Source organism: Pseudoalteromonas sp. NFXS39 (assembly GCF_040148775.1).
In the GTDB taxonomy this organism is placed as follows: domain Bacteria; phylum Pseudomonadota; class Gammaproteobacteria; order Enterobacterales; family Alteromonadaceae; genus Pseudoalteromonas; species Pseudoalteromonas apostichopi.
This window is the reverse complement of the sequence record NZ_JAGDEC010000005.1, coordinates 346,530-370,138: the sequence shown is the minus strand read 5'-3', so window position 1 is coordinate 370,138 and position 23,609 is coordinate 346,530. Positions and strand designations below refer to the sequence as shown.

Sequence of the window (23,609 nt, the reverse complement as noted above, 5' to 3'; positions counted from 1 at the left end):
CCACTTAAATGAAAAGTTGATTTACCTAAATCAATACCTATAACTTTAACAACTGACATAATGGTTTCCTCCAATAATAGCCAACTCTGTTAGTTTAGCTAATGGGTGGGGCGTACCATCTAATTAATGAGTTAAACCAAACCGGAAAGGCAGTTCATGGCACAATGCCAACTCTCACTTTTAAATGAAAAATACTCAAAATAGTGTTAGAAAATTTACCGCGCCTATTTGTTACAGCTAACAAAACCAATAAAAAAGAGTAAAGCTTTCACTTTACTCTTTTTCATATATATCAATAATCTTGTTAGCTCGTAGCTCGTAGCTCGTAGCTCGTAGCTCGTAGCTCGTAGCTCGTAGCTCGTAGCTCGTAGCTCGTAGCTCGTAGCTCGTAGCTCGTAACTTACTTCAACCTAATCGATGTTGCTTCAATATCAATCAAACCTTGCTTAAACAAACCGCCTATGGCTTTTTTGTAGTTTGCTTTACTGGTCGAAAACGTCTTTTTAATTGCTTCAGGGTCTGACTTATCACCTAGGTGAAGTACGCCGCCTTCGGCTTTTAATTTATCTAAGATTTTTTCGCCTAAGTCGTTTACTTTACCCATACCTGGTTTTTCAAGTAGTACGTCGATTTTGCCGTCTTCACGTACTTTCTGAATGAAGCCTTTTAAGCGCTGGCCTACAAATAGCTTTTTAAATACCGTGTTGTAGTAAACCACACCAATGTGGGCTTCGTTTACGAGTACTTTGTAGCCTAGGTCTGTTTTACCGGCAACGATTAAGTCAACTTCTTCCATTACAGAGTAAGTTGGTTCATCTTTTGATAAAAACTTATTAAAGTTGCTCGATGCACAAATACGTTGGCTGGCGTTATCTAGGTATAAACGAACAAGATACGAAAAGCCGTCTTTCATTTTTGGCTTTTGTTCGTTGTATGGTGCTAGTACGTCTTTTTCGAGGCCCCAATCCATAAACGCACCGGTGCTATTAATCGCTTTAACACGTAGTAGGGCAAATTCGCCTACCTCAGCCAATGGTTTTTTTGTGGTGCCTGTTGGGTGACCTGCGTGATCTAAGTAAATGAATACTTGCACGCTGTCGCCAGCTTCTAGTTCGTAGTCAATTTCTTTGCTTGGTAAGAATACTTCGCCTAAATCACGGCCATCTAAATAAGCACCTTCGTTAGATATTTCGTTAACGAAAAGGGTTTGTGTGGTTCCTAAAATACTCATTGTTATTCCTGTTCTGGCTTTTTCTTACGGCGCATTGGAGCAAAACCATCTACATCAATTGGTGCTTGAATAGGGGCTTTTGGCTTCTTAGGGGCTGCTTTGCGTTTTGGTTTAGCAGGTTTAGCAGCCACTTTTTTCTCTGCTTTTTTCCAAACTGTGTTTGGTTTTTTCTCACGCAGACCTTTAAATTTACCAACAAGGCCGTCAACGGTGAAAAAGCTTAATTCATCATTTAAAAATGCTTTAATTGCTTTGTAGCTTGGCCAATCTTTCGGGCCCACTAACGAAATAGCTGTACCTTTAAAGCCTGCGCGACCTGTACGACCAATGCGGTGCACATATTCTTCAGCATGTTTTGGTAGGTCAAAGTTAATAACGTGGGTCACGCTTAATAAATCAAGACCACGTGATGCAACATCGGTAGTGATCAATATTTTGAAGTTTTCACGGCTAAAGGCATCCATGATTTCAAGGCGTTTAGCCTGAGTTAAGTCACCTGCGAGTGCTTGTGCTTTAAAGCCTTTATCGTTCAACAACTGACTTAAGCGTTGTGTGTCAGCTCGTGTTGCGGTGAAAATAATACACTGACCAACATTGTCTTGTTTTACAAAGTGCTCAAGTAGAGCTTCTTTGTGATCTAAGTGATCAGCTAAATAAAGTTGCTGAGTAATATCACTATGTTGCTCATTTGAGGCACTTAACAGAATTTGTTTTGGTGAACGTAATAAGTTACGTGACAGGGCATCAACTTGTGCATGGTCAAGGGTTGCTGAGAACAATAACGTTTGGCGCAAGCGGTGATCAGCAAGGTCGTTGATCATTTTAACTTGCTCGGTAAAGCCTAAATCTAAAATACGGTCGGCTTCATCAAAAATTAAAAGCTCTAAGCCTGAAAGCTGTAATGAGCGTTGACTTAAATGGTCAGCTAAACGCCCCGGAGTTGCCACTACAAAATGAGGGTCTTTACGAAGTGCTTTAATTTGGTCATTAAAGTTTTCACCACCGAGTACTTTTACAGCACTAATATTTGTGCCAGCAATTAATAATCTTAATTGGCTGTATACTTGGGTTGCTAATTCGCGGGTAGGCGCAACGATTAAAACGCGAGGGTCGCGTTTACTGAGAGCTTTTTGCTTCATTACGCGCTGTACAGCAGGTAATAAAAACGCCAGCGTTTTGCCCGATCCTGTTTTTGACTGTGCAAAAATATCATGGCCTGCGATAGCTGTAGGTACCGCGTGAGCTTGAATGTCGGTGGGCTGGGTGATGCCTTGATGCGCAAGTTGTTTTTCGAGGCGTGTATCAATCCCAAGTTCAGTAAAGTGCAATGCGTAATCTCCGATGAGCAAAATTTGTAAATCCTGTTCATTATAACGCACTTGCCTTACTAGGAGACAGTAAAAACACAGCTATTTCGCATCAGTTTTTGCAATTATCGCTAATTCGCGTAAAATACGCGCCCTCAATGCGCCGGATTTGCGATTCGGTTAACGCCCCACATGGGCATTTAAAGCAAAAGGTAAAACCATGACTGCTGTTCATAAAGACAATGTAACTAGCGAGCACTTTGTTGTTTGCGCACTATACAAATTTGTAGCCCTTCCTGATTTTGAAGCGATTCGCCAACCATTACTTAAAGTGATGGAAGACAATGAAGTACGCGGTACTTTGTTACTTGCGGCTGAAGGTATCAACGGTACTGTTTCTGCTAAGCGTGAAGGTATCGATAACCTACTTGCATGGTTAGATTCACAACCAAACCTAGATAACATTGTGACAAAAGAGTCATACGATGACGAATGCCCGTTCTACCGTACTAAGGTAAAACTGAAAAAAGAAATCGTAACTATGGGTGTAGAAGGTATCGACCCACGTGAAGTAGTGGGTACATACGTAAAACCAGCAGACTGGAATGCGTTAATTTCAGACCCTGAAGTGATTCTTATCGATACGCGTAACGATTACGAAATCGAGATCGGTACTTTCCAAAATGCGGTTGATCCAAACACCAAAACGTTCCGCGAATTCCCAGCTTGGGCGAAAGAAAACCTAGACCCAGAAAAGCACAAGAAAGTGGCGATGTTCTGTACCGGTGGTATTCGCTGCGAAAAATCAACTGCATACATGAAAGAGCAAGGCTTTGACGAAGTATTCCACCTGGAGGGCGGTATTCTTAAGTACTTAGAAGAAGTACCAAAAGAAGAAACTATGTGGGAAGGTGAGTGTTTTGTATTTGATAACCGTGTTGCGGTAAATCACGATTTACAAAAAGGTTCTTACGACCAATGTCATGCGTGTCGTATGCCTATCACTGAAGAAGAAAAGCAAAAGCCTGAATACATGGAAGGTGTTTCGTGTCATCACTGTCACGACAGCCTTACAGAAGAGCAACGTGCACGTTTTGCTGAGCGTCAAAAGCAAATCGAATTAGCACAAGCTCGCGGTGAAGGCCATATCGGTAACGAAGCACAAGAAGTTCTTCGTAAGCGGAAAGAAGCTAAAAAAGCGCAAAAAGAAGCACAGCGCCAACAGTAATTGTTAGCTTTTTGAATTTATAAAACCTCAGCATTGTCTGGGGTTTTTTTATGCCCGTATATTAGCCACATACAGTTTCTTACACATCTTAAACAGTCTCTAACTTATATCAGGAATAGAATCTTACTTAAGCTTTAAACTGATGGGATGAGAAAACAATGAAGAAATTACTATTAGGTTTACTATTTTTAGGAGGTTGTGCCTCGCAAGGTGTTGATAGAGCAGACCAAAATGTAATGATCAAACGCTTTTACGCAAAAGTCATGTCAGTGCAACCTGTTAAATTGTCATCCAACGTTAAAACAGGGATTGCCGCAGGTTCTACTATAGGCATTGTTGATCAGTTAGATGGTAACCACGAAGATATGATTGCAGGCGCTATTGCTGGGGCGCTTGTTGGCGGCATAGTGACTGCGATATCAGAAGGTAGTAATGATGCCTTTGAATATTCTTTAAGATCAGAGCAAGAAGGGAATTTTACGCTTATTCAAAAGGAACAAGTAAATAGTGCATCTGGATGTGTTGAGGTAACCATTGCCAGTGAAGCACATGTAAAAGAAACAGATTCATTACATTGCCATTTCTAATTAATAAACACGCGAGAGCGCGTCGTCTATTTCACCTTGGCTAATTGTTTATTAAACGAAGTCAGCTTTTTATTGATCACAAAGCTGTTACACTTCGTAACAATTAAAACGATTCTTATTTAGGTGAAATTTTGACAATTGGCAAATTACATACATGGACTTTAATTGCCTGTATTAGTTGTGTTTCTGTCGCTGAGGCGGCTAATGTAGTTGTAGAATCAGTGTCTGTTGAAAAGTCTAAACAACAGATAAAAGCCGTGGGTAATGCTGAAGCTATTCATTCTGTAACACTTTACCCAGCTGTTGGGGATAGAGTTACTGCTGTTTACTTCAAGCCCGGCGATAAGGTTGCCAAAGGTGACTTACTATTAGAGCTTGATTCGCGCAGACAAAAAGCTGCGCTGATGGAAGCTGAAATTACTTTAAAAGATGCTGAGCGCACCATGAAAAGGCTTGAGGAAAGCCATTCCCGTGGTGCGGTACCGCAAAGTGATTTAGATGATGCCAAAACACTTTACGAACTAGCTAAAGTGAAGTTAATGCAAGCAAAAACAGAGCGTGAAGACCGTGAAGTTCGCGCTCCATTTAGCGGTGTTATGGGCTTAACTGACGTTGAAGTGGGCGACAGGATCACAACCCAAACAGCCATCGCTACCATCGATGATATTTCAGCGCTTTATATTAATTTTAATGCCCCAGAGGCAGCTGTGTCTGTGCTTAAACAAAAATCAGCAGTCGAAGTGGTGCCTTGGTTAGGCGATGAAACTTACACGGCTAAAGTGGCAGAGCTTGATTCACGTATCAATGCACAAACCCGCACACTCAGAACAAAAGCTAAGCTTGATAATAATGATCAACATTTTATGCCGGGTATGAGCTTCCGTGTACATATAAATATTCTAGGTGAAGAGCTTGCCGTAGTACCAGAAGCAGCGATGATGTGGGGAGCTGCAGGCCCTTATGTTTGGAAGAGTGTTGATAATAAAGCAACCCGCGTTGATGTAAAAATTGAGCAGCGTTTAGCTGGGCGTTTATTAGTCTCCGGAGGCTTAAAAGAAGGCGACTTACTGGTAACTGAAGGGGTTCAACGCCTTAGACCTAATCAAGAGCTTAATTTCATTAATGAAGTGCAGCTAGCCAAGGAGTAATGATGAAACAGCAACCTATGATGGAAGACTTACCATCAATGGCGATACGTCGCCCTGTTTTAATTGTGGTACTTAACTTACTCATTATTATCGCTGGTATTGCTGCAATAGCGGGAGTTGAAGTACGAGAGCTTCCTGATGTTGATAGACCTCGTATTACTGTATCAGCTTCTTTTCCTGGGGGCTCACCAGAAACTGTAGATACCGAAGTAACCAGTAAGCTCGAAGGGGCGGTTGCTAGGGTCAGTGGTGTTAAGTCAATTCGTGCGCAAAGTGAAGAAAACAATGCCCGTATTGTGGTTGAGTTTCGCCCCGGTGTTAATCTAGATGATGCTGCAAACGAAACACGCGAATCGGTAGCCCGTGTGCAGCGAGAGTTACCCGAAGAAGTTGAACGGGTATCAATTATTAAAGCCGATAATGATGCAGAAGCGGTTGTCTCTTTAACAGTATCAAGCGATAGTTTGTCCCTTGAGGCGTTGACTGAGCGCGTTGATGTTGATTTAGCTCCGCAGTTTTTAACCATTCCTGGGGTTGCCGATGTTCGCTTAAATGGTGACCGTGAACGGGTACTTCGAGTGCGCATAGACCCGCTTAAGCTGAGCAGCTTTAACCTTACGGTGCCAGATATTGCTAATGTACTTCGTCAAGCTCCCTTTGATGTGCCTGCGGGTAGTTTAAAATCAAGCGATCAACAAGTCATTGTTCGTGCTGATGCAACGTCAGTGTCTGCAGAGCAAGTGGCAGACATCATTGTCCGTGATGATACTCGTATTGGTGATGTCGCTGCTGTTTACTTTGGTCCTGCAGATCCGCGCTCATTTGTTAGGCTCAATGGCACACCTGTTATTGGCATGGAAATTATTCGTCAGGCGCAATCTAATACCATTGAAATTTCTGATGAAGTGCTCACTTTAATTGAGCGTATGCGTGAACGTTTTCCTGAAATGGAGTTTACTTTAACCTCTGACGATGCGCAGTTTATTAGAAGCTCAGTTGATGAGGTAATTAACTCACTATTACTGACAGTACTATTAGTAGTGATAACACTTTGGGTGTTTATTGGCTCTTGGCGGGCAACACTTGTTCCTGCATTTGCGATACCTGTTGCGTTAATTGGCTCTTTAGCACTGATTTGGGCCCTTGGTTTCTCAATTAATATACTTACCTTACTTGCATTAGTATTAGCAACAGGCCTAATTGTTGATGATGCAATTGTGGTCAGTGAAAACATACAGCGTCAACGTGGTTTAGGTCTAGGTCGACGTGCTGCTGCCGTGGTTGGTACTCGCGAGGTGTTCTTTGCTGTTGTGGCGACAACCGCTGTATTAGCTGCGGTGTTTGTGCCTATTGCCTTTTTACCTTCAACAGCAGGGCGGTTATTTAGAGAGTTTGGTGGTGTGCTAGCTGGCGCGGTGATCATCTCAAGTTTTGTTGCTTTATCCTTGGTACCTGCACTAACTTCAAAACTGAAATTAAAGCAGGGCGGTTTTCATCCTTTTGCTAAAATTGGCCATGTTTTAGCCGCCGTATATAAGCGCACAATACACGGAGTTCTTCAACATGCATGGCTAACCTTTTTTGCGTGTTTGTTGGTTGCAGCAGGCTCTGGGGCACTGTATTTCAATTTAGATAACGAACTATTACCAACAGAAGATCGCGGCAAAATTCGTATTTTTGCACGAGGTCCTGATGGCGTTGGCTTGAACTTTATGGACAGGCAAGCCGTGCAAATGGAAGATATCTTACTGCCGTATGTAGAAAGTGGTGATATTGAGTCTATTTATACTGTGGTTGGGCAATGGGATCCAAATATTGTATTTATCACTGTGCCATTAAAACATTGGGACGAACGTCACTTTAGCCAGCAAGAAATCATCAATAAGATTCGTGGTCCTTTAGGAAATATTCCAGGTGCGGCTGGTTACCCAGGTGGTTCAAATAGTTTGAATTTACGCGGTCAAGGTGGTGGTATTGAGCTTGCGTTATTAGGGCAAGACTATCTTGAGATATTTAAAGCAGCACAAGACTTTTCTGCTGAGATTGAAAAGGCAGTGCCAGAAGTGGCGCCTGTGCGTATTTCATATCAGCCGTCACAACCACAATTACGGGTCAATATTGATAGACGTCGTGCCGAAGAGCTTGGCGTATCGCTTAGTGATATATCAGTAACGCTACGAGCTGCAATTAATGGTGATGATATTGCTGATTTAAACATTGGTGATCAATCAATCCCAATCATGTTGCAAGCTCAAAACCAAACTATCACTAATCCAAGCGATTTAGCTAATTTGTATGTTGGCGGCCGTAATGGTCAGTTAGTGCCACTTAGTAGCGTTGCGACTATCACAGAAGAAGGTGTGGCTGCAGAGCTAGAGCGCCATGCACAGCGTCGTGCTATTGAGCTAAGTATGGAAATGCCAGAGGGTGTTACAATTGCTGAGCTGGTAACAAAAATCCGTGATATTTCAGAGCAATCTCTACCTGCTGGTATTAGTTTGGCGTTTAAAGGTGAAGCATTAACCTTCGAAGAAACTGCCAATGAAGTACTGATGACCTATGTATTGGCGTTTTTAATTGTACTGTTGGTACTTGCGGCGCAGTTTGAAAGTATTAATAGTGCAATAGTGGTGATGATTACAGTGCCATTTGGTATTACGTCAGCCATTTTAGCCTTGTATCTAACAGGTACCTCACTAAATATATACTCGCAAATAGGATTAGTGATGTTGATTGGCTTGATTGCCAAAAATGCAATATTGCTGGTGGAGTTTGCTGATCAGTTACGTGACCAAGGCCGAACGGTAAGAGTCGCTGTTGAAGAGGCCGCATTAGTTCGCCTTCGCCCAATTGCAATGACACTGGTTTCAACCTTACTGGGTGCATTACCACTGATTCTATCTACTGGCGCTGGAGCAGAGGCTCGTAACGCGATTGGATGGGTGGTGTTTGGCGGTTTAGCACTTGCGGTGTTATTTACCCTTTATTTAACACCGGTTATTTATCTTGGTCTAGCGCGCTTCACAAAACCAAGAGGTGATGAGTCGAAACTTCTTGCTGAAGAGTTAGAAAAGGCTTAATCCTAACAAATTGGCTATTTTTCTTTGAAAAAATAGCCAATTACCCTCACAATTAAATCAAATGTTTAAAACTAGGTACGCGTATGCAAGCCGAACACGTTGATATTGCCCAATTTCTCTCCGATCATGCTCCTTTTGATGATCTACCTGATGAGGCTGTAAATAAACTCGCATCACAAGTCGAAATAGCCTATTTTCGGGCCGGCACAGAAATATTAAATTATGGTGATGATATTGCAGACTTATTTGTTATACGCACTGGTGCCGTTGAAATGTATCGGCGTGATGGTGATTTATATAACCGTTTAACTATCGGTGGAATTTTTGGTTCAATGGGTCTTCTTATGAACCGTAAAGTGCGTTTTCCGGCAAAGGCACTTGAAGATACCTTAGTTTATTGCATCAATGTGAAGTTGTTTAACCAATACTGTGATGAATACGAAGTATTTGCCGACTTTTTTGAAGCCGATGGTAATGTGCGCCTTCATCAGGCAATTGTTGAACAAGCGGATAGCAACGACTTAACAACAGCAAAAGTGAAGTCACTACTGCACCGTGATGCAGTGACTGTCGCAAAAAGTGCCTCTGTGCAATTGGTTGCACAATTGATGACACAAGAGTCGGTATCTTCAGTTTTAGTGACTGATGCGGATAAACCAATTAGTGATGATCCCGATGATGATGACGGTCAGGTGGTAGGAATCATTACTGACCGAGACTTACGTACCAGTGTGATTGCTGAAGGTTTGAGTTACGAGGCGCCAGCAGAGCAAATTATGCAAACAGACTTAGTTCTGCTTGATAGTAATGCGTACGTGTTTGAAGCCGTGCTTGCTATGCTCAGAGATAACATTCACCACCTGCCAGTCGTTGTGAAGAAAAAACCCATTGGTGTTATTTCGTTATCGGATATTTTACGTTACGAATCGCAAAGTAGCTTATTGTTGGTGCGAGGTATATTAGCTCAGCAATCGATTGAAGATTTAGCTTACTATGCAAGACAACTACCTAATGTGTTTGTGCGCATGGTAAATGAAGATGCTAACTCACATATGATAGGCACAGCTATGGCTGTGATAGGACGCACATTTAAACAGCGTTTGCTTGATTTAGCCGAAGAAAAATTTGGCCCGCCACCAGTTCCTTATTGTTTTATCGCTTTAGGCTCAATGGCTCGTGATGAACAATTAATTGTCACCGACCAAGATAATGCCATTATCCTTGATAATAGTTTTAATGAAGAATTACACGACGATTATTTTCAAAAGTTAGCTGATTTTGTCTGTGATGGTTTAGCCGAGTGTGGTTATAAATACTGTGAAGGTGAAATTATGGCGTCTTTTAAAAAGTGGCGTTTAACGCGGGAGCAGTGGAAAGAACAATTTGCCGGTTGGATGGCAGAACCAAAACCACAGGCATTATTACATAGTTCCATCTTTTTTGATTTAGATGGCGTTTACGGTAAAAACAAGTGGGCTGATGAGCTTAAGCGATTCATTGCAACAGAAGGGCGCAAGAATAAACGTTTCTTGGCTAATCTTGCTGCCAATGCACGTAACAGAACACCGCCTTTAGGTTTCTTTAAAGACTTTGTGTTAGAGCACAATGGTCAGCATAAGCGGTCAATGAATTTAAAACGCCGCGGAACTGCGCCTTTATCAGATGTTATTCGTGTACATGCTCTGGCAGTAGGTAGCCGCAAACAAAATTCATTCGAGCGTTTGGAAGATATTATCGAAGCTAAATTACTGCCCGAGGGCAAGGCACAGGATCTACGTGATGCCCTTGAATATATTGCCATGATCAGAATTAGGCACCAAGCATGGCAAATTGAAAAGCTTGATGAAGAACCTGATAACGATCTTGAGCCTCATTTGCTTTCTCCTTTTGAGCAACGAAATCTAAAAGAGGCATTTGCGATTCTAGATAAAGCGCAGAGTTTCCTTAAATTCAGATACTCTGCTAACTCAGGGATTAAGTAATGGCAAAACAAGGGGCAAAACTTGATTGGCCGACTCGGTATCAGCAGTTATTAGCTGCTAGTAAACAGCCGTTAATTCAAGAGTTTTATGAATCTGCCATTTGTGACCTAAAGATACCAATCTGTGACGTTCCCTTAGTGGCGCTTGATTTTGAGACAACAGGTCTAAATTTTCAAAATGACGATATAGTCAGTGTCGGCTTAATCCCATTTAATACTAAGCGTATCTTTTGTAAAGATAGCCAGCATTGGATTGTTCAGCCAAGGCGTAAGCTTGCTGAAGAGTCGATTGTTATTCATGGCATAACCCATTCAGAAGTAAGCGATGCGCCAGATTTCTCAACAATTATGGAACCATTGCTAACAGCATTGAAGGGCAAAGTGATTGTGGTGCATTTTGCACCCATTGAAAGGCATTTTTTATATCAAGCGTTGCAAGCTCGATTAGGTGAAGGCCTTGAGTTTGCCGTTATAGACACGCTAGATCTGGAAACTCGTGCTCTGCGAGCAAAGCAGGGGTTACTAGGTCGATTATTCAACTCTAAGCTTGATTCTGTGCGATTAGCTGATTCTCGTATTCGTTATTCGCTGCCCGCGTATCAAAACCACAATGCGCTGAATGATGCCACTGCTACCGCAGAGCTATTACAAGCGCAAATCGCATATCATTACCGCCAAGATACGCCGCTAAGCGAATTTCTTATATAACAACCGTTGCACCGACTATATATCGGGTAATTTAAATTAATTGACCAAAGCTTATAAATAAAAAACGCCGCAAATGCGGCGTTTTTATTATTTAGAGCTGAGTGGTTAGTTTCTCGGTTCTGTTCTTAAACCAAGGATTAAACTCACACACATAAGTAGCAATACAAATGTGAAAGGTAAGCCAGTTGATACGGCTCCAGCTTGTAATGCTTCGATAGCTTGTGTACCACCAATCCAAACAAGTGCCGCTGCAATAGCACCCTCAATTGATGCCCAGAAAATACGCTGTGGTACAGGGGCATCAACTTTACCACCTGCAGTGATTGAGTCGATTACTAATGAACCTGAGTCTGATGAAGTGATAAAGAACACAAGTACCAGCACAATAGCAATGAACGAAAGCACTTGCGACATTGGCAGAGCTTCAAACATTTGGAACATAGCCAGTGGTACATCAGTTAAACCTTTTTCACCTAGCACACCTACTTTATCAACCACTTGTTCAATAGCAATACCACCATAAATTGACATCCAGAAGATGGTGACAATAGTTGGGACTAGTAGTACAGCAATTAAGAACTCACGAATTGTACGGCCTTCAGATACGCGCGCAATGAACATACCTACAAACGGTGACCATGAAATCCACCAAGCCCAATAGAATACTGTCCAGCCGTGCATCCATGTCTCATCTTCACGACCATGTGGATTACTAAGTGGAATGATATTTTCAACATAACCCATTACTGTGTTAGGAAGGTTGCCAAAAGCTGCGGCAAAGCCAACGATTGCAACAAATACTAGTAACACTAGAGCGATAAGCATGTTTACGTTGCTAAGCAGTTTTACACCACCATCAATACCACGAACAACAGAGATCACAGCCAGTAGAGTTACACCAACAATAACGCCAATTTGTAAACCAATTCCGCTATCAGTGCCAAATACATGGTTAATACCTGCGGCCGCTTGTTGTGCGCCTAATCCAAGTGAGGTAGCAAGGCCAAACAGGGTAGCAAGCACTGCTAGAATATCGATTAAATGCCCAGGCCAGCCCCATGCTTTGTCGCCTAAAATAGGGTAAAAAATAGAGCGAATAGATAAAGGTAGCCCTTTGTTGTAGCAAAAGAATGCCAACGAAAGAGAAACAACAGCGTAAATTGCCCAAGGATGCAGACCCCAATGGAACATAGTTGCGCCCATTGCCAATTTAGCGGCTTCTGGTGTGTTTGCTTCAACGCCTAGTGGTGTTTCGTACCAGCCTGTAAAGTACGCGACTGGTTCTGCCACGCCCCAAAACATTAATCCAATACCCATACCTGCAGCAAATAGCATTGCTAACCAAGAAATACGAGAGTGAGTTGGGCGTGCTTCTTTACCACCAAGGCGGATATTACCGTATGGTGAAACAATTAATGCTAAGCAAAACAATACGAATAAGTTTGCTGACCACATAAAAAAGCCATCAAAATTATTAATAATGTCGTTTTTAATACCATTCAGGGTAGTTTTTGCTGTTTCAGCATCTGAAACTAATGTTGCCACTAAGAATAGGGCAATTAAACCAGCGCTGATGCCAAATACAGGGTTATGCACATCAAAACCCCATTTTTGTACATTGTCCTGACCGACGGTATAGTCGGTATTGTCGATACTGTACTTATCATGATGTTCGCTCATGAATACCTCTTGTTGTAGTTATATCTAGCAGAAAGCTAAACGGCCGGATGGCACAAGTTCAACTAATCCTCTTTTTACGTAGGAAATTAAAAAATAGTTTGTAGACGAACTAAATTTGTACCAAAGTCTAATCTTTAGTGTAGGAGCTCGAAAAAAAATGTAAATGGTTTTGTCCCTAAACAGCCGAATAAATGCAGTTTTTTTCTTTTTTTGTTGGAATTGTGAACAAATTGCTGCAGGTGAGGAATAATTTGATGACAGTATTATTTCAAAGCAAATTATTTTAGTTGAGATGAAAGTGCTGCAAACATAGTGTTTGCAGCACAAATTTACTACTTCTTGTACGCGTCGTTATGAACACCCGCAGCTCGACCCGAAGGATCAGCATTATTTTGGAATGATGCATCCCATGCAAGCGCTTCAGGAGTTGAACAAGCAACTGATTTGCCATGCGGAACACATTTCGCAGCTGCATCACCTGGGAAGTGCTCTTCAAAAATACTACGATAGAAATACGCCTCTTTAGAATCTGGGGTATTAATCGGGTATTTGTATTTTGCATTAGCTAGGTCTTGATCACTAACTTGATCGTTTACATACTCTTTTAAAGTATCAATCCAGTTATAACCAACACCATCAGAGAATTGTTCTTTTTGGCGCCAAAGCACTTCGTCTGGTAAATAGCCGTCAAACGCTTCACGAATGATGTGTTTTTCAATTTTACCGTCTTTACACATTTTCGCTTCTGGGTTGATGCGCATTGCTACATCAACAAACTCTTTATCTAAGAATGGAACACGCGCTTCAACGCCCCATGCTGCCATCGATTTATTAGCACGTAAACAATCAAACATGTTTAGTTTTGATACCTTACGATTAAGCTCTTCATGGAACTCTTGCGCGTTTGGTGCTTTGTGGAAGTAAAGGTAACCCCCAAAAAGCTCATCGGCACCTTCACCAGACAACACCATTTTAATACCCATAGCTTTAATTTGGCGCGCCATTAAATACATTGGTGTTGAGGCACGAATGGTTGTTACATCATACGTTTCGATGTGATAAATCACTTCACGTAGTGCATCAATACCTTCTTGAATTGTAAAGTGAATAGGGTGGTGAATCGTACCAATCATATCAGCTACTTTTTGTGCAGCTGCTAAATCAGGCGAACCTTCAAGACCCACAGAGAATGAATGTAGTTTTGGCCACCAAGCATCAGACTCGTCATTGTCTTCGATACGTTTTGCAGCAAAACGTTGCGTAATAGCCGAGATAACAGATGAATCTAAACCACCTGATAATAGAACGCCATATGGCACGTCACACATTAATTGACGTTTAACAGCAGCCTCTAAACCTTCTTTTACATCGCTTGTTTTTGCTTCGTTGTCTTTTACAGCATCATAGCTTTGCCAATCACGACTGTAGTATTTACGAAGTTGCCCATCTTTGCTCCATAAGAAATGACCCGGAGGGAATTCTTCAATATGTTTACAAATTGGCGAAAGTGCTTTCAGTTCTGAAGCAACATAAAAGTTACCATGTTCATCATGACCTGTATAAAGTGGAATAATACCGATATGGTCACGACCAATTAAGTAGGCATCTTGCTCTTCATCGTATAAGCAAAAGGCAAAAATACCATTTAAATCGTCTAAAAACTCAGGGCCTTTTTGCTTATATAAAGCCAAAATAACTTCACAGTCTGACTGAGTTTGAAAAGTAAAATCAGTTTCTAAGCTTGCGGCTAATTCTTTGTGGTTATAAATTTCACCATTAACAGCAAGAATATTTGTACGCTCTGGGTTGTACAATGGTTGTGCACCACTCGAAACGCCAACAATAGCAAGACGTTCATGCACTAAAATAGCTTTATCAGATGAATATACGCCAGACCAATCAGGTCCGCGGTGCCTTAATAGTTTTGACATCTCAATTGCTTGGCTTCGCAATTGAGTGGGATCAGATTTAATATCTAATACCCCAAATATTGAACACATAGTGACTCCTCATTCCAATTATGTGCGCAGTTAACAGAATTTATATAACTGCGAATGTTTGTTTTAACAGAAATAATTACCTAAGTCACACAGGTTTTTTAATTAATTGAGAATAAAATATGCACCTAGGATTATGTCTTTGCACCACTATGGGGTAAGTGGTTAAAGGCTGAGCAGTTTAAATGCTTGATTTGCACAAATCGGGTGATATAGGGCCTAATATAAAGGCTCTTATTACTAAATGACCTGCACAGCTTTGGTGCAAAAAAATGTGTGGTTTTTTACCTTTTTAAATGTATAGACAAGTCGTAAAGATAGCGCGAGCAAAGGTTAGCTTTGCTCGCTAATTTTAACTTAAATAAATTATGAGTTATTTATTAATATAGTTAAGGGCTATCGCAAGTTGATTTAAGTGTGCAGTTAGCTTTTCTTGTGCTTCATGCGCTTCTTTGAGTGTCACAAACTTAAAGTGTAAGAAATCGCCTGGTTTTAATTGTGCAAAGTGACGAAGATCTGCTTCGATCACTGTACCAAGTAATGGGTAACCCCCCGTTGTTTGCGCATCATTTAAAAGCACTATGGGTTCACCGTTTGGTGGTAACTGGATACACCCAGGAGCAACAGCCATAGATGGTAGTGAAATATCATGGCTGATATCACACTCATCACTTAATAGTCTTGTGCCCATGCGGTTGCTGTTAGGAGACACATGCCATGAATGATTAATAAAGTTTACTATGGTGTTTTTAGGTAGCAACGCGGCGTGTGGTGCAGCATGAATACGTATTTGCGTACTTTTAGGTGGAAGCATGGCGCCTAAACCAATTTTGGTCTTGTACTTAGGTGTAATTTTAAAGGTATCACCAGTTTGCAGTGCGTGACCGGTTAAACCACCAAAACCAGCTGAAATATCAGTTGAGTAAGAATCTAAAATAGGCTCTGGTAAATGCCACTCGCCGCCAATCGCAAGGTAACTTCTAAAACCATGGCGTGCTGCATTGAGCTTTAATACATCACCTTTTTTGATATAAAAACTCCATCCTGGTTCCACGGCATTGCCGTTCACTGTGGCTTTCATATCAGTGCCATGCAGTGCAATGTAATAATCATTATCAAATTGTATTTCAGCAAGACCTAAGGTGATTTCGATTACTGGATTATTATCATCATTGCCGACTAAACGGTTCGTTATTATTTGCGCATAAGGGTCGATACAACCAGATTGACCAATTCCTAAGTGACGAGATCCTGTGCGACCTTGATCTTGTATAGACATTTGCATGCCAGGTTTGATGATAGTGATCATTTTAACACCTCCTGAATAACAAACTCTAAAGTATCGCCGGGCTCAATAGCACATGGTGAAGCAGCATTAATATCAAATAATTTAAAATCTGTATGGCCGATAATCTGCCAGCCACCGGGGGAAGTTTCAGGGTAAATACCCGTTTGCTCACCGCCGATAGCAACAGAACCTTTTGGTACAGAAAGCCGTGGTTCAGCATGACGAGGTGTAAAAAGCTTTGGATTTAAACCATCTAAATAAGCAAAGCCGGGTTTAAAGCCTAAAAACAGAACATGGTATTTGGCATTGCTGTGCATTTGAGCAACTTCGTCGACAGAGAGGTTATGATGCTTAGCAACATGCGCGATATCAGGCCCATATTCACCGCCGTAGCGCGTAGCTAACTTATGATGACGCGAATTAAAGTCACTGGATTTAAGTTCGTGCCATTGCTCAAGTAATCTTGGTAGCCAGCCTGCAAGTTGAGTTGGTTCTTTTAAATATAGGGTTAAATTATTATTGGCAGGAACTACATCAACAAAATCATCACTATTTTTACAGTACTGAGCTAATGCCCATATTTTCTTTTGTGTATTAAGTGTGTCGCTTCCTGTCACGTAGGCATCAAAAAAAATGCTGTGTGTAGTGAGCGCCATAATCTTAGGTGTGCTATTGGTCGTCGTCATTACTCATTAATCTTATTATTATCCCTTAATGCTTCTTAGCATATAGGCTGGATGTTGATGATGTAAATGTGTCTTTGGTGTTAATTAGAAAAACTCATGACAATCAAGTGGCTATAATTACTTATAGCCACTTGAAAAGTGCAATAGCAATTACTGTGCGTTATTTAATAACCAATTAGATAATAAACGTACACCGTAACCAGTTCCGCCTTCAGCTAGTTCATCTTTAGCTTTAGAGTTTAGCGCGTTGCCAGCAATATCAATGTGAACCCAGCGAGTTTCACCAGCAAAGTGTTGTAAGAAACTTGCAGCTGTAGTCGCACCAGGGCCATGTGAGCCGATATTTTTTAGGTCGGCAATGTCTGATTTTAAGGCATCTTTGTAACCTAGTGGTAAACGCCATAGGTTTTCGTTTACTTGTTTACCAGCCACTGTTAACTGCTCAACAAGTGTATCGTCATCAGAGAATACCGCAGCATATTCATTACCCACAGCACGAATTTTAGAGCCTGTTAGGGTTGCAACATCTACCATAATGCTCGGCTTAAACTTGTCGCGGGCATACCACATTGCGTCACTTAGAACTAAGCGGCCTTCAGCATCCGTATTGACAATCTCAACGCTTAAACCTTCAGCAGTTCTAACTACATCACCCGGCGCTACAGAAAACTGTGACACCATATTTGCAGCCATGCCCATCACAGCAACTACGTTAGTGTCGGCTTTAGCAAGTGCCATTGCTTTTACAGTACCTAGTACTGCTGCTGCGCCTGCCATGTCTGACTTCATGCGGGCAATGGATGCACCTGTTTTAATACTATAACCACCCGAATCAAAGGTAATACCTTTACCTATTAATGCGATAGGCGTGTTTTTATTACCTTGATAATGAGCAACAACTAAACGTGAACCTTCTTCACTACCACGACCAACCGCTTCAAGTGCGCCCATGCCAAGCTTTTTGATTTGCTTAGGTTCTAAAACAGTGATTTTAACTCCTAACTTTTTAAGCTCTTTTGCAGCTTTTGCAAAATCAGCAGGAGTCATTTCTGTTGCAACTTCAGACGTTAAATCGCGCGCTAAAAAAACACCTTGCTCAATACTTTGCAGTAATTTGTGAGTTTTGACTGCTTGGTCTAAATTTTCAACATCAACCGTGTAGTTAACAACATGGCTGTCTTGTTCTTTTTTATATTGCTCAAAACGATGGTCACGTAAATTCGCACCATGAGCAAATTCAGCAGCGTATTTAGCATTGATTGCGCTGTCTTTTAACTCAGAAAAATCTAGGCTTACAGTTGCTTGTTTAGCAGACTGTAATTTAGCGTGAACATTACCACCCAGTTTTGCCATTTTTGCTGCATCCAGCTTCGGCTGCTCTCCTAAGCCAACAAGTAAGATGCGTTGGTGTTCGCTACCATTTGGCGCGATTACTTCTAATGTTTTGCCATAGCCAGCTTTAAAGTCACTAAACTCAATAACTTTGTTTAAGTGAGTTTGGGTTTCTGGTTTTAAATAATTAAAGTTAGCAACTTGGCTATCTGTATCTAAAAATAAAACTAAGGTGTTGTCGTTCGGTTTAATTGATTTTGCAAAAGTGAACTCTGCGGCATTCACTTGCGTAGCAAGTGTTAATCCTAATGCAATAGCAGATAAGCTGTGTGCAATTTTCATTTTTTAATATCCCAATGTTAAAAAGCTGTGTTTTACCGTAAATAAGGTTAAGAGTTAAATTGTTAGCGGTGAATCGCTGTTTGCATGCGTTTAAGTTGAAATTATTAATACCTATGCTCGGTCTCTATTAAATACAGGCTTTTACGAGGAAATTAGTATGACAATTAAGTCGATGTTACTGACACTATTCACTTGCAGTGCCATTTTCACCATCAGCCCAATTAAAGCTGAAACAATGCCAGATAATGCAACAGGGCATATCGAAACTATAGTGCTTGGCTCGGGTTGCTTTTGGGGAGCAGAAAAACGTTATGAAGCACTGGATGGCGTGTTAGATGCGGTATCTGGTTATGCTGATGGGCATGGATTTAAAGCAACCTACAAAAATATTACTCGTAGTTCTCGTCGTTTTGATGAAAACAATTACGCAGAAGTAGTTAAAGTGACATACAACAGTAACGAGTTAACAACACAATCACTTTTAAAACACTATTTTGAAAACCATGATCCTACTCAGCTAAATCGCCAAGGTAATGATATTGGTACTCAATATCGCTCAACAATTTTGACTAGTAATAATGAGCAACTCGAGATTGCCAATAAACTTAAAGATGAATATCAAGAGAAACTAACAGCAGCAGGGTTTGGCAAGATTGTAACTGTGATAAAACCGCTTGATGCGTTTTATGCTGCTGAGGATTATCACCAAGATTATTTAAAGAAAAATCCTAATGGTTATTGCCCAGATCACTCAACAGGCGTTGTTTTTACACCAGTAGAAAAACAGCAGGTTGATAACACAGCCTTATTGGCAGGTAAGCAAATTGTAGTGATAGATGCTAAAGGTTATTGCCCATACTGTGAAAAATTTAAAAAAGACGTCGCCAATGAATACATGGGGTCAATCCCTATGACCTTTCGCCATGCTGATGAACTTGATGGCTTATCGATTAAAACGCCAACATGGGCAACACCCACGTTATTATTTATAGAAAATGGTGAAGAGGTTTATGGTCGCCAAGGGTATGTTAGTAAAGGTGAGTTTTACAAAGCGTTAGGCGCATTTAAGCTGGGTGACAGTGAAGCTTTTAGAGTGGCTTTTCATGCGACTACAGACAGCCCTTTTTGTAAACAATACGATATCTTTAAAAATACACCTGATGGAATTTTCATTGATAAGTTAAGTGGTGCGCCGCTTTTTGACACCCGAGACAGATTCAATTCTGGCACCGGTTGGCTTTCATTTACTCATCCTGTAAAAGATAGTGTGACAATGCATGAAGATAATAGTTACGGCATGCAGCGAATTGAGCTTAAGTCAAAAAGCTCCGGCATTCACTTAGGTCATTTGTTCCCTGGTGAAGGGCCAAGAGGTAAAGATAGATACTGCATAAATGCTACAGTGCTTGATTTTGTGCCAAGAGATAAATCTTAAAAGGTAATTGATATAAGAAAACCAGCCGACATGGCTGGTTTTCTTTTAGCCTGATGACTTTTTACCACAATTTTAATTCCTGTTTAGCGAGATTTAAGTTAAACGACACCAGCTCGTTATTATTTAGCTGCACAGCCTCATAGAAATCGGCAATGGCTGCCGTATCATTTTTCGCCATTAGTCTGGCAATACCTCTATTACTTAATGCATAAGACGTCAGTTCATTACGCTTATAGTGTGGAGCATTGACCTTTTTAAGCATCGCGATTGCTTGAGAGCAATCTTGATCAGCTTTATCAAACTGCTTCAGTTTCACACTCGCAACGCAACGATTAAATGGCACGATATAGTTGTTAGCTTCGTTCATTGTCTCTAAAGAATTATTAGCAAAGTTACCTTGCATAATTGCTTTTGAGCTTGCGTTATCGTCAACAACCATGAGTTTAAAGTCGTTGTTGTTGGCAAATACAAAATTTGAACAAACAAATAATATTAACCACAGGCAGGGTTTAAGATTTAATTTAAACATTGTTTTCTCCTTGTTAGTGTAAGCAATATGCTTACTCTATTAAGTTAGAAACACTGTATAAAACTGACAAACGAGATAATCGCACCCGTTAGGTGAAGAAAAGTATTCTATAAAGCAGATATTTAAGACGAAAAAAAGCCCGGTCAGAACACACAAGAACCGGGCTTTCGACAACAATTTGGTTGGGGTAACTTTTACAGCGCTAGGTTTTGTTTTGCGCGGCTTAAGTTATGGTTAACAAGTTCGTTTTTAGAAATTTGCACTGCTTCATAAAAGTCAGAAAGTGCAGCAGTATCGTTTTCAGACATGATGCGTGCAACACCACGGTTACTAAGTGCAAACGATGTTAATTCGCGGCGTTTGTAACCTGGTACTTTACTTGTGCTTAGAAGAGAAATTGCTTGAGTACACAGGCTTTCCGCTTCTGAAAAATTCTTTTCTTTAACGCTTAATGCACAGCGGTTGAAGGCAGTTTCGTATTGGCTAGTTGCATTGTCGTTAGTTTGAGCTTGCTCAATAACCATCAGTTTATAATCAGCTTGATCGGCTACTGCCATCGCTGAGCAAGTTAATAAAGAGCTAAGTGCAATAGTGGTTACAAGTGTTTTTAACATGATAGTTTTCCTCTGAATAAGTTGGTGTTTCTTGCCAACGAGTGAACTTTAAAATATTCCTATAAGCTAAACAAACGATTAAATTAAAACTGATAGATGAAGAAATTTAATCTATAGAGTAATTACTCAGTATTTGAGGTGTGGCGGGGTAGTAGAGGGGGGAATTTGAATATTAAAAAACCAATTAAGCTATTAAACTTACACACTAATGTCATTGCTTTATTTCAGAGAGTGCCCCTAGCAAGTAGATTTGTAGGTATACGGCAGATATCTAGAAGAATGGCTATTACTTTAGAGCTATTTTCAAAACTAAAATATCTGCCGTATCATGTTGTTCTTTTAATAAAATGGTATTCCCGTTTAGTGCTGTTATTTGGCTACAAAACACTACGCAAAACTGTTGAAAATCATTACTTAGATTTTGAACACCTTGTTTATAATCATAAAAATTCATAGTAGGTGTCTGATTTTGTGTGTATTGATAGAAAAAACCATTTTCTTGTGGATAGACACTTAAAATAAAATGCTTATTATTTAAAAGGTTAGTGTGTCCATTGCTGATAACTCGGCCATTGTGAAAGCTCAGTAATTCGTCTTTATCATTTAAAAAGACTTCTTTATAGGTCAATTGTGTGTTCAATGACACTATCTGATTAGTAGTTAAATTAAACCTAACTATCTCGTCATTGTGAGTGTTCTTATCAACAAACAAAATGGCATCTGACTTTTTATACCACGCTATTGGTTCACCAATGATTTCATTTAACCATCTGACTGAGAATTGGTTCTGTTCAAACTCAATAATAAACGGTTTGTTATTTATACTGCTTGCTATGCGGGTACCCGAGATGTCCCAGATAGGCTTTGATAAAGCAAATTCTTGCTTAGTGTTCTCAAACAGTAATGTTTCTTTTTCATTCTCTATATTTTTTAAAAAAAGTTGAGGTAGTCCATGTTTCATTGACATGTAGGCAATGTGTTTTTCATCCGGTGAAAGTGCAGCTCCTTTATCAATAGTGTTAGAGTTTATAATTTTGGTAGGAGTAGGCAGTAAATCTAAACTACTAATTAAGATATCTTGATCAGACTTAGCTTCAATAAAATAAAGCTTGTCTTTAACTATTTGGGGATAAACCAAAAAGTTATAGCTTTTAAAATTCAGAGTAGTTAGTTCTCCGCTTAATTTAAGTTGCTTTAACTCACTGCCATTGCTTAGCAGCAAAGAATCACCATCTTCAAACCAATCCATAAAATGCCAGTTATGATCGATTTTACCGACTGATGTAAGTTCGCTACTCGCTAAGTTTAAAAGCTTTACTTCAGATATTGCATTTTCATTAAACCCAACTAATGCTAATTGTTTTTGATCTGGTGATAAAGCGAGTTTATAAGGTTTAAAGTCATCACTTGGCTGGAGTAGTTTTTCATAATTGCCAGTTATCAAGTTATGGCGATACAAGCTTACATTTCGGCTGTGCTCGGAGCTATTTCGATTAGCCAAATAATAAAGGTTTTGCTGGTCATCTATAAAAAACAAACTGTTCCAAGTAATATCGCTACGCGAGAAAAGCTTTTCTTCATTTACTACTTTAGCCTGATCATTCAGTAGTAAGCGGTTAAATGAGATACCTTCTTCCCCTTTAAATGAATAAACCAGTGCATTTGTGTTTTTATTCCATGCAAGATAGGTAAATGCTTTTAAGGTTGTATTTAGTTGCCAATGTGAATTTAATTTTAGGTCTTTGATTAAAAGCTTTCGCTTGTTTGGTTTATTGGTAGCTTGAATATAAGCGACAAACCGCCCATCAGGGCTAACTTGCATGAAGCGTTCTTTTTCATTACTTGCCGTAACTGGCTCAAGGTTCTCTAGAGAAATGTCATTACTTGAGCTAAAGAAACTAAAAAACAATATAAAGATAAATAGAACAGGGACAAGTAACAGTGTTTGCTTTAAATATTTTTTGTGTAGTAGTTCTTTAGATGAGGTGATTGCTTTCTTATCAGGAAAATGTATTTGAGCGTCAAGGCTGTAGCCTCGTTTTGGGTGTGTTTTGATAATGCTTTTGTTGTCATCAGACAATGCTTGCCTTAAAAGTGCGATATTTCTTCGAACTGAGTTTGGACTGTAAATTGCCTGTGGCCAGACAATTTCAAAAAGCATTTCGGCCGATAGAACTTGTCGCGGTCTTTGAGCAAAAACCAGCAGAAGAGCCATCACTTTAGGTTCTATAACTTGGACTTTACCTTCACTTACTACCTCGCCAGTTTCAACATCAATCAGAAAGTCATTAATACAAAATTGATTTGGCAATTCACTTACACTCAAAGCTAATCTTATCCTGTTGTTATTATTGGTTATTTTAAGCTTAATGCTTTCTTAATGTTTTCTTAATTGGTGCTTCATCGCTTTTTACGATTCATAACAGTAAAAAATTA

Annotated in this window: 17 protein-coding genes; 7 read left to right on the top strand and 10 right to left on the bottom strand. The window is 40.2% G+C overall.

All coding sequences use genetic code 11. The features are described 5' to 3' along the window. Positions 1 to 400: 400 nt before the first annotated feature. Both J3455_RS12050 and J3455_RS12045 read right to left on the bottom strand, forming a co-directional pair. Complete coding sequence (locus tag J3455_RS12050) at positions 401 to 1,231, bottom strand: CvfB family protein (RefSeq protein ID WP_130051436.1); 831 nt, start codon at positions 1,229 to 1,231, stop codon at positions 401 to 403. A gap of 2 nt (positions 1,232 to 1,233) precedes the next feature. Then, a complete protein-coding gene (locus tag J3455_RS12045) occupies positions 1,234 to 2,559 on the bottom strand; it encodes a DEAD/DEAH box helicase (RefSeq protein WP_130052288.1) in 1,326 nt (441 codons plus the stop codon). 199 nt (positions 2,560 to 2,758) lie between these two features. Between J3455_RS12045 and trhO the strand changes: the two genes are divergently transcribed. From trhO to J3455_RS12015, 6 genes are all read left to right on the top strand, one after another. Then, positions 2,759 to 3,766, top strand: coding sequence for an oxygen-dependent tRNA uridine(34) hydroxylase TrhO (gene trhO / locus J3455_RS12040; RefSeq protein ID WP_055197229.1), 1,008 nt, complete (start codon positions 2,759 to 2,761; stop codon positions 3,764 to 3,766). 158 nt (positions 3,767 to 3,924) lie between these two features. Then, a complete protein-coding gene (locus J3455_RS12035) occupies positions 3,925 to 4,353 on the top strand; it encodes a hypothetical protein (RefSeq protein ID WP_286258485.1) in 429 nt (142 codons plus the stop codon). 131 nt (positions 4,354 to 4,484) lie between these two features. Continuing rightward, positions 4,485 to 5,501, top strand: coding sequence for an efflux RND transporter periplasmic adaptor subunit (locus J3455_RS12030; protein WP_502935099.1), 1,017 nt, complete (start codon positions 4,485 to 4,487; stop codon positions 5,499 to 5,501). Positions 5,502 to 5,503: 2 nt separating this feature from the next. Beyond that, positions 5,504 to 8,581, top strand: coding sequence for an efflux RND transporter permease subunit (locus tag J3455_RS12025; RefSeq protein ID WP_349561821.1), 3,078 nt, complete (start codon positions 5,504 to 5,506; stop codon positions 8,579 to 8,581). 83 nt (positions 8,582 to 8,664) lie between these two features. Next, a complete protein-coding gene (locus tag J3455_RS12020; RefSeq protein WP_349561820.1) occupies positions 8,665 to 10,563 on the top strand; it encodes a DUF294 nucleotidyltransferase-like domain-containing protein in 1,899 nt (632 codons plus the stop codon). Beyond that, positions 10,563 to 11,270 carry a 3'-5' exonuclease gene (locus tag J3455_RS12015; RefSeq protein WP_178927006.1) on the top strand — a complete coding sequence of 236 codons (708 nt, stop codon included), beginning with the start codon at positions 10,563 to 10,565 and terminating at the stop codon, positions 11,268 to 11,270. The genes J3455_RS12020 and J3455_RS12015 overlap by 1 nt, the downstream gene beginning before the upstream one ends. Positions 11,271 to 11,375: 105 nt before the next feature. On the opposite strand, the gene J3455_RS12010 is transcribed toward J3455_RS12015, so the two are convergent. The 5 genes from J3455_RS12010 to J3455_RS11990 form a co-directional block, all read right to left on the bottom strand. After that, positions 11,376 to 12,950 carry a BCCT family transporter gene (locus tag J3455_RS12010; RefSeq protein WP_167657616.1) on the bottom strand — a complete coding sequence of 525 codons (1,575 nt, stop codon included), beginning with the start codon at positions 12,948 to 12,950 and terminating at the stop codon, positions 11,376 to 11,378. Positions 12,951 to 13,282: 332 nt separating this feature from the next. Further along, entirely contained in the window at positions 13,283 to 14,950 is a 1,668-nt protein-coding gene (gene asnB, locus J3455_RS12005) for an asparagine synthase B (RefSeq protein ID WP_167657617.1), read from the bottom strand. 370 nt (positions 14,951 to 15,320) lie between these two features. Beyond that, complete coding sequence (locus tag J3455_RS12000; protein ID WP_349561819.1) at positions 15,321 to 16,256, bottom strand: 5-oxoprolinase subunit C family protein; 936 nt, start codon at positions 16,254 to 16,256, stop codon at positions 15,321 to 15,323. Beyond that, positions 16,253 to 16,921: a 5-oxoprolinase subunit PxpB gene (gene pxpB, locus J3455_RS11995; RefSeq protein ID WP_130051444.1), complete on the bottom strand. Its 669-nt coding sequence runs from the start codon at positions 16,919 to 16,921 to the stop codon at positions 16,253 to 16,255. Before pxpB ends, J3455_RS12000 begins: the two co-directional genes overlap by 4 nt. 150 nt (positions 16,922 to 17,071) lie before the next feature. Beyond that, entirely contained in the window at positions 17,072 to 18,595 is a 1,524-nt protein-coding gene (locus tag J3455_RS11990) for a leucyl aminopeptidase (RefSeq protein ID WP_178927003.1), read from the bottom strand. 157 nt (positions 18,596 to 18,752) lie between these two features. Between J3455_RS11990 and msrA the strand changes: the two genes are divergently transcribed. Further along, positions 18,753 to 20,030, top strand: coding sequence for a peptide-methionine (S)-S-oxide reductase MsrA (msrA, locus tag J3455_RS11985; protein ID WP_349561818.1), 1,278 nt, complete (start codon positions 18,753 to 18,755; stop codon positions 20,028 to 20,030). A gap of 61 nt (positions 20,031 to 20,091) precedes the next feature. Here msrA and J3455_RS11980 read toward each other — a convergent pair whose 3' ends face one another. From J3455_RS11980 to J3455_RS11970, 3 genes are all read right to left on the bottom strand, one after another. Further along, positions 20,092 to 20,559, bottom strand: coding sequence for a tetratricopeptide repeat protein (locus J3455_RS11980; protein WP_167657622.1), 468 nt, complete (start codon positions 20,557 to 20,559; stop codon positions 20,092 to 20,094). A gap of 194 nt (positions 20,560 to 20,753) precedes the next feature. Next, on the bottom strand, positions 20,754 to 21,173 hold the full coding sequence (locus tag J3455_RS11975) for a tetratricopeptide repeat protein (RefSeq protein WP_063705413.1): 420 nt from the start codon (positions 21,171 to 21,173) through the stop codon (positions 20,754 to 20,756). A gap of 286 nt (positions 21,174 to 21,459) precedes the next feature. Next, on the bottom strand, positions 21,460 to 23,499 hold the full coding sequence (locus tag J3455_RS11970; RefSeq protein WP_349561817.1) for a winged helix-turn-helix domain-containing protein: 2,040 nt from the start codon (positions 23,497 to 23,499) through the stop codon (positions 21,460 to 21,462). Positions 23,500 to 23,609: the final 110 nt, after the last annotated feature.

Excerpts from the sequence above, each read along its gene's own strand:
- J3455_RS12050 (WP_130051436.1), bottom strand. The coding sequence starts at position 1,231 with ATGAGTATTTTAGGAACCACACAAACCCTTTTCGTTAACGAAATATCT.
- trhO (WP_055197229.1), top strand. The coding sequence starts at position 2,759 with ATGACTGCTGTTCATAAAGACAATGTAACTAGCGAGCACTTTGTTGTT.
- J3455_RS12035 (WP_286258485.1), top strand. The coding sequence starts at position 3,925 with ATGAAGAAATTACTATTAGGTTTACTATTTTTAGGAGGTTGTGCCTCG.
- J3455_RS12025 (WP_349561821.1), top strand. The coding sequence starts at position 5,504 with ATGAAACAGCAACCTATGATGGAAGACTTACCATCAATGGCGATACGT.
- J3455_RS12020 (WP_349561820.1), top strand. The coding sequence starts at position 8,665 with ATGCAAGCCGAACACGTTGATATTGCCCAATTTCTCTCCGATCATGCT.
- J3455_RS12015 (WP_178927006.1), top strand. The coding sequence starts at position 10,563 with ATGGCAAAACAAGGGGCAAAACTTGATTGGCCGACTCGGTATCAGCAG.
- J3455_RS12010 (WP_167657616.1), bottom strand. The coding sequence starts at position 12,950 with ATGAGCGAACATCATGATAAGTACAGTATCGACAATACCGACTATACC.
- asnB (WP_167657617.1), bottom strand. The coding sequence starts at position 14,950 with ATGTGTTCAATATTTGGGGTATTAGATATTAAATCTGATCCCACTCAA.
- J3455_RS12000 (WP_349561819.1), bottom strand. The coding sequence starts at position 16,256 with ATGATCACTATCATCAAACCTGGCATGCAAATGTCTATACAAGATCAA.
- pxpB (WP_130051444.1), bottom strand. The coding sequence starts at position 16,921 with ATGACGACGACCAATAGCACACCTAAGATTATGGCGCTCACTACACAC.
- J3455_RS11990 (WP_178927003.1), bottom strand. The coding sequence starts at position 18,595 with ATGAAAATTGCACACAGCTTATCTGCTATTGCATTAGGATTAACACTT.
- msrA (WP_349561818.1), top strand. The coding sequence starts at position 18,753 with ATGACAATTAAGTCGATGTTACTGACACTATTCACTTGCAGTGCCATT.
- J3455_RS11980 (WP_167657622.1), bottom strand. The coding sequence starts at position 20,559 with ATGTTTAAATTAAATCTTAAACCCTGCCTGTGGTTAATATTATTTGTT.
- J3455_RS11975 (WP_063705413.1), bottom strand. The coding sequence starts at position 21,173 with ATGTTAAAAACACTTGTAACCACTATTGCACTTAGCTCTTTATTAACT.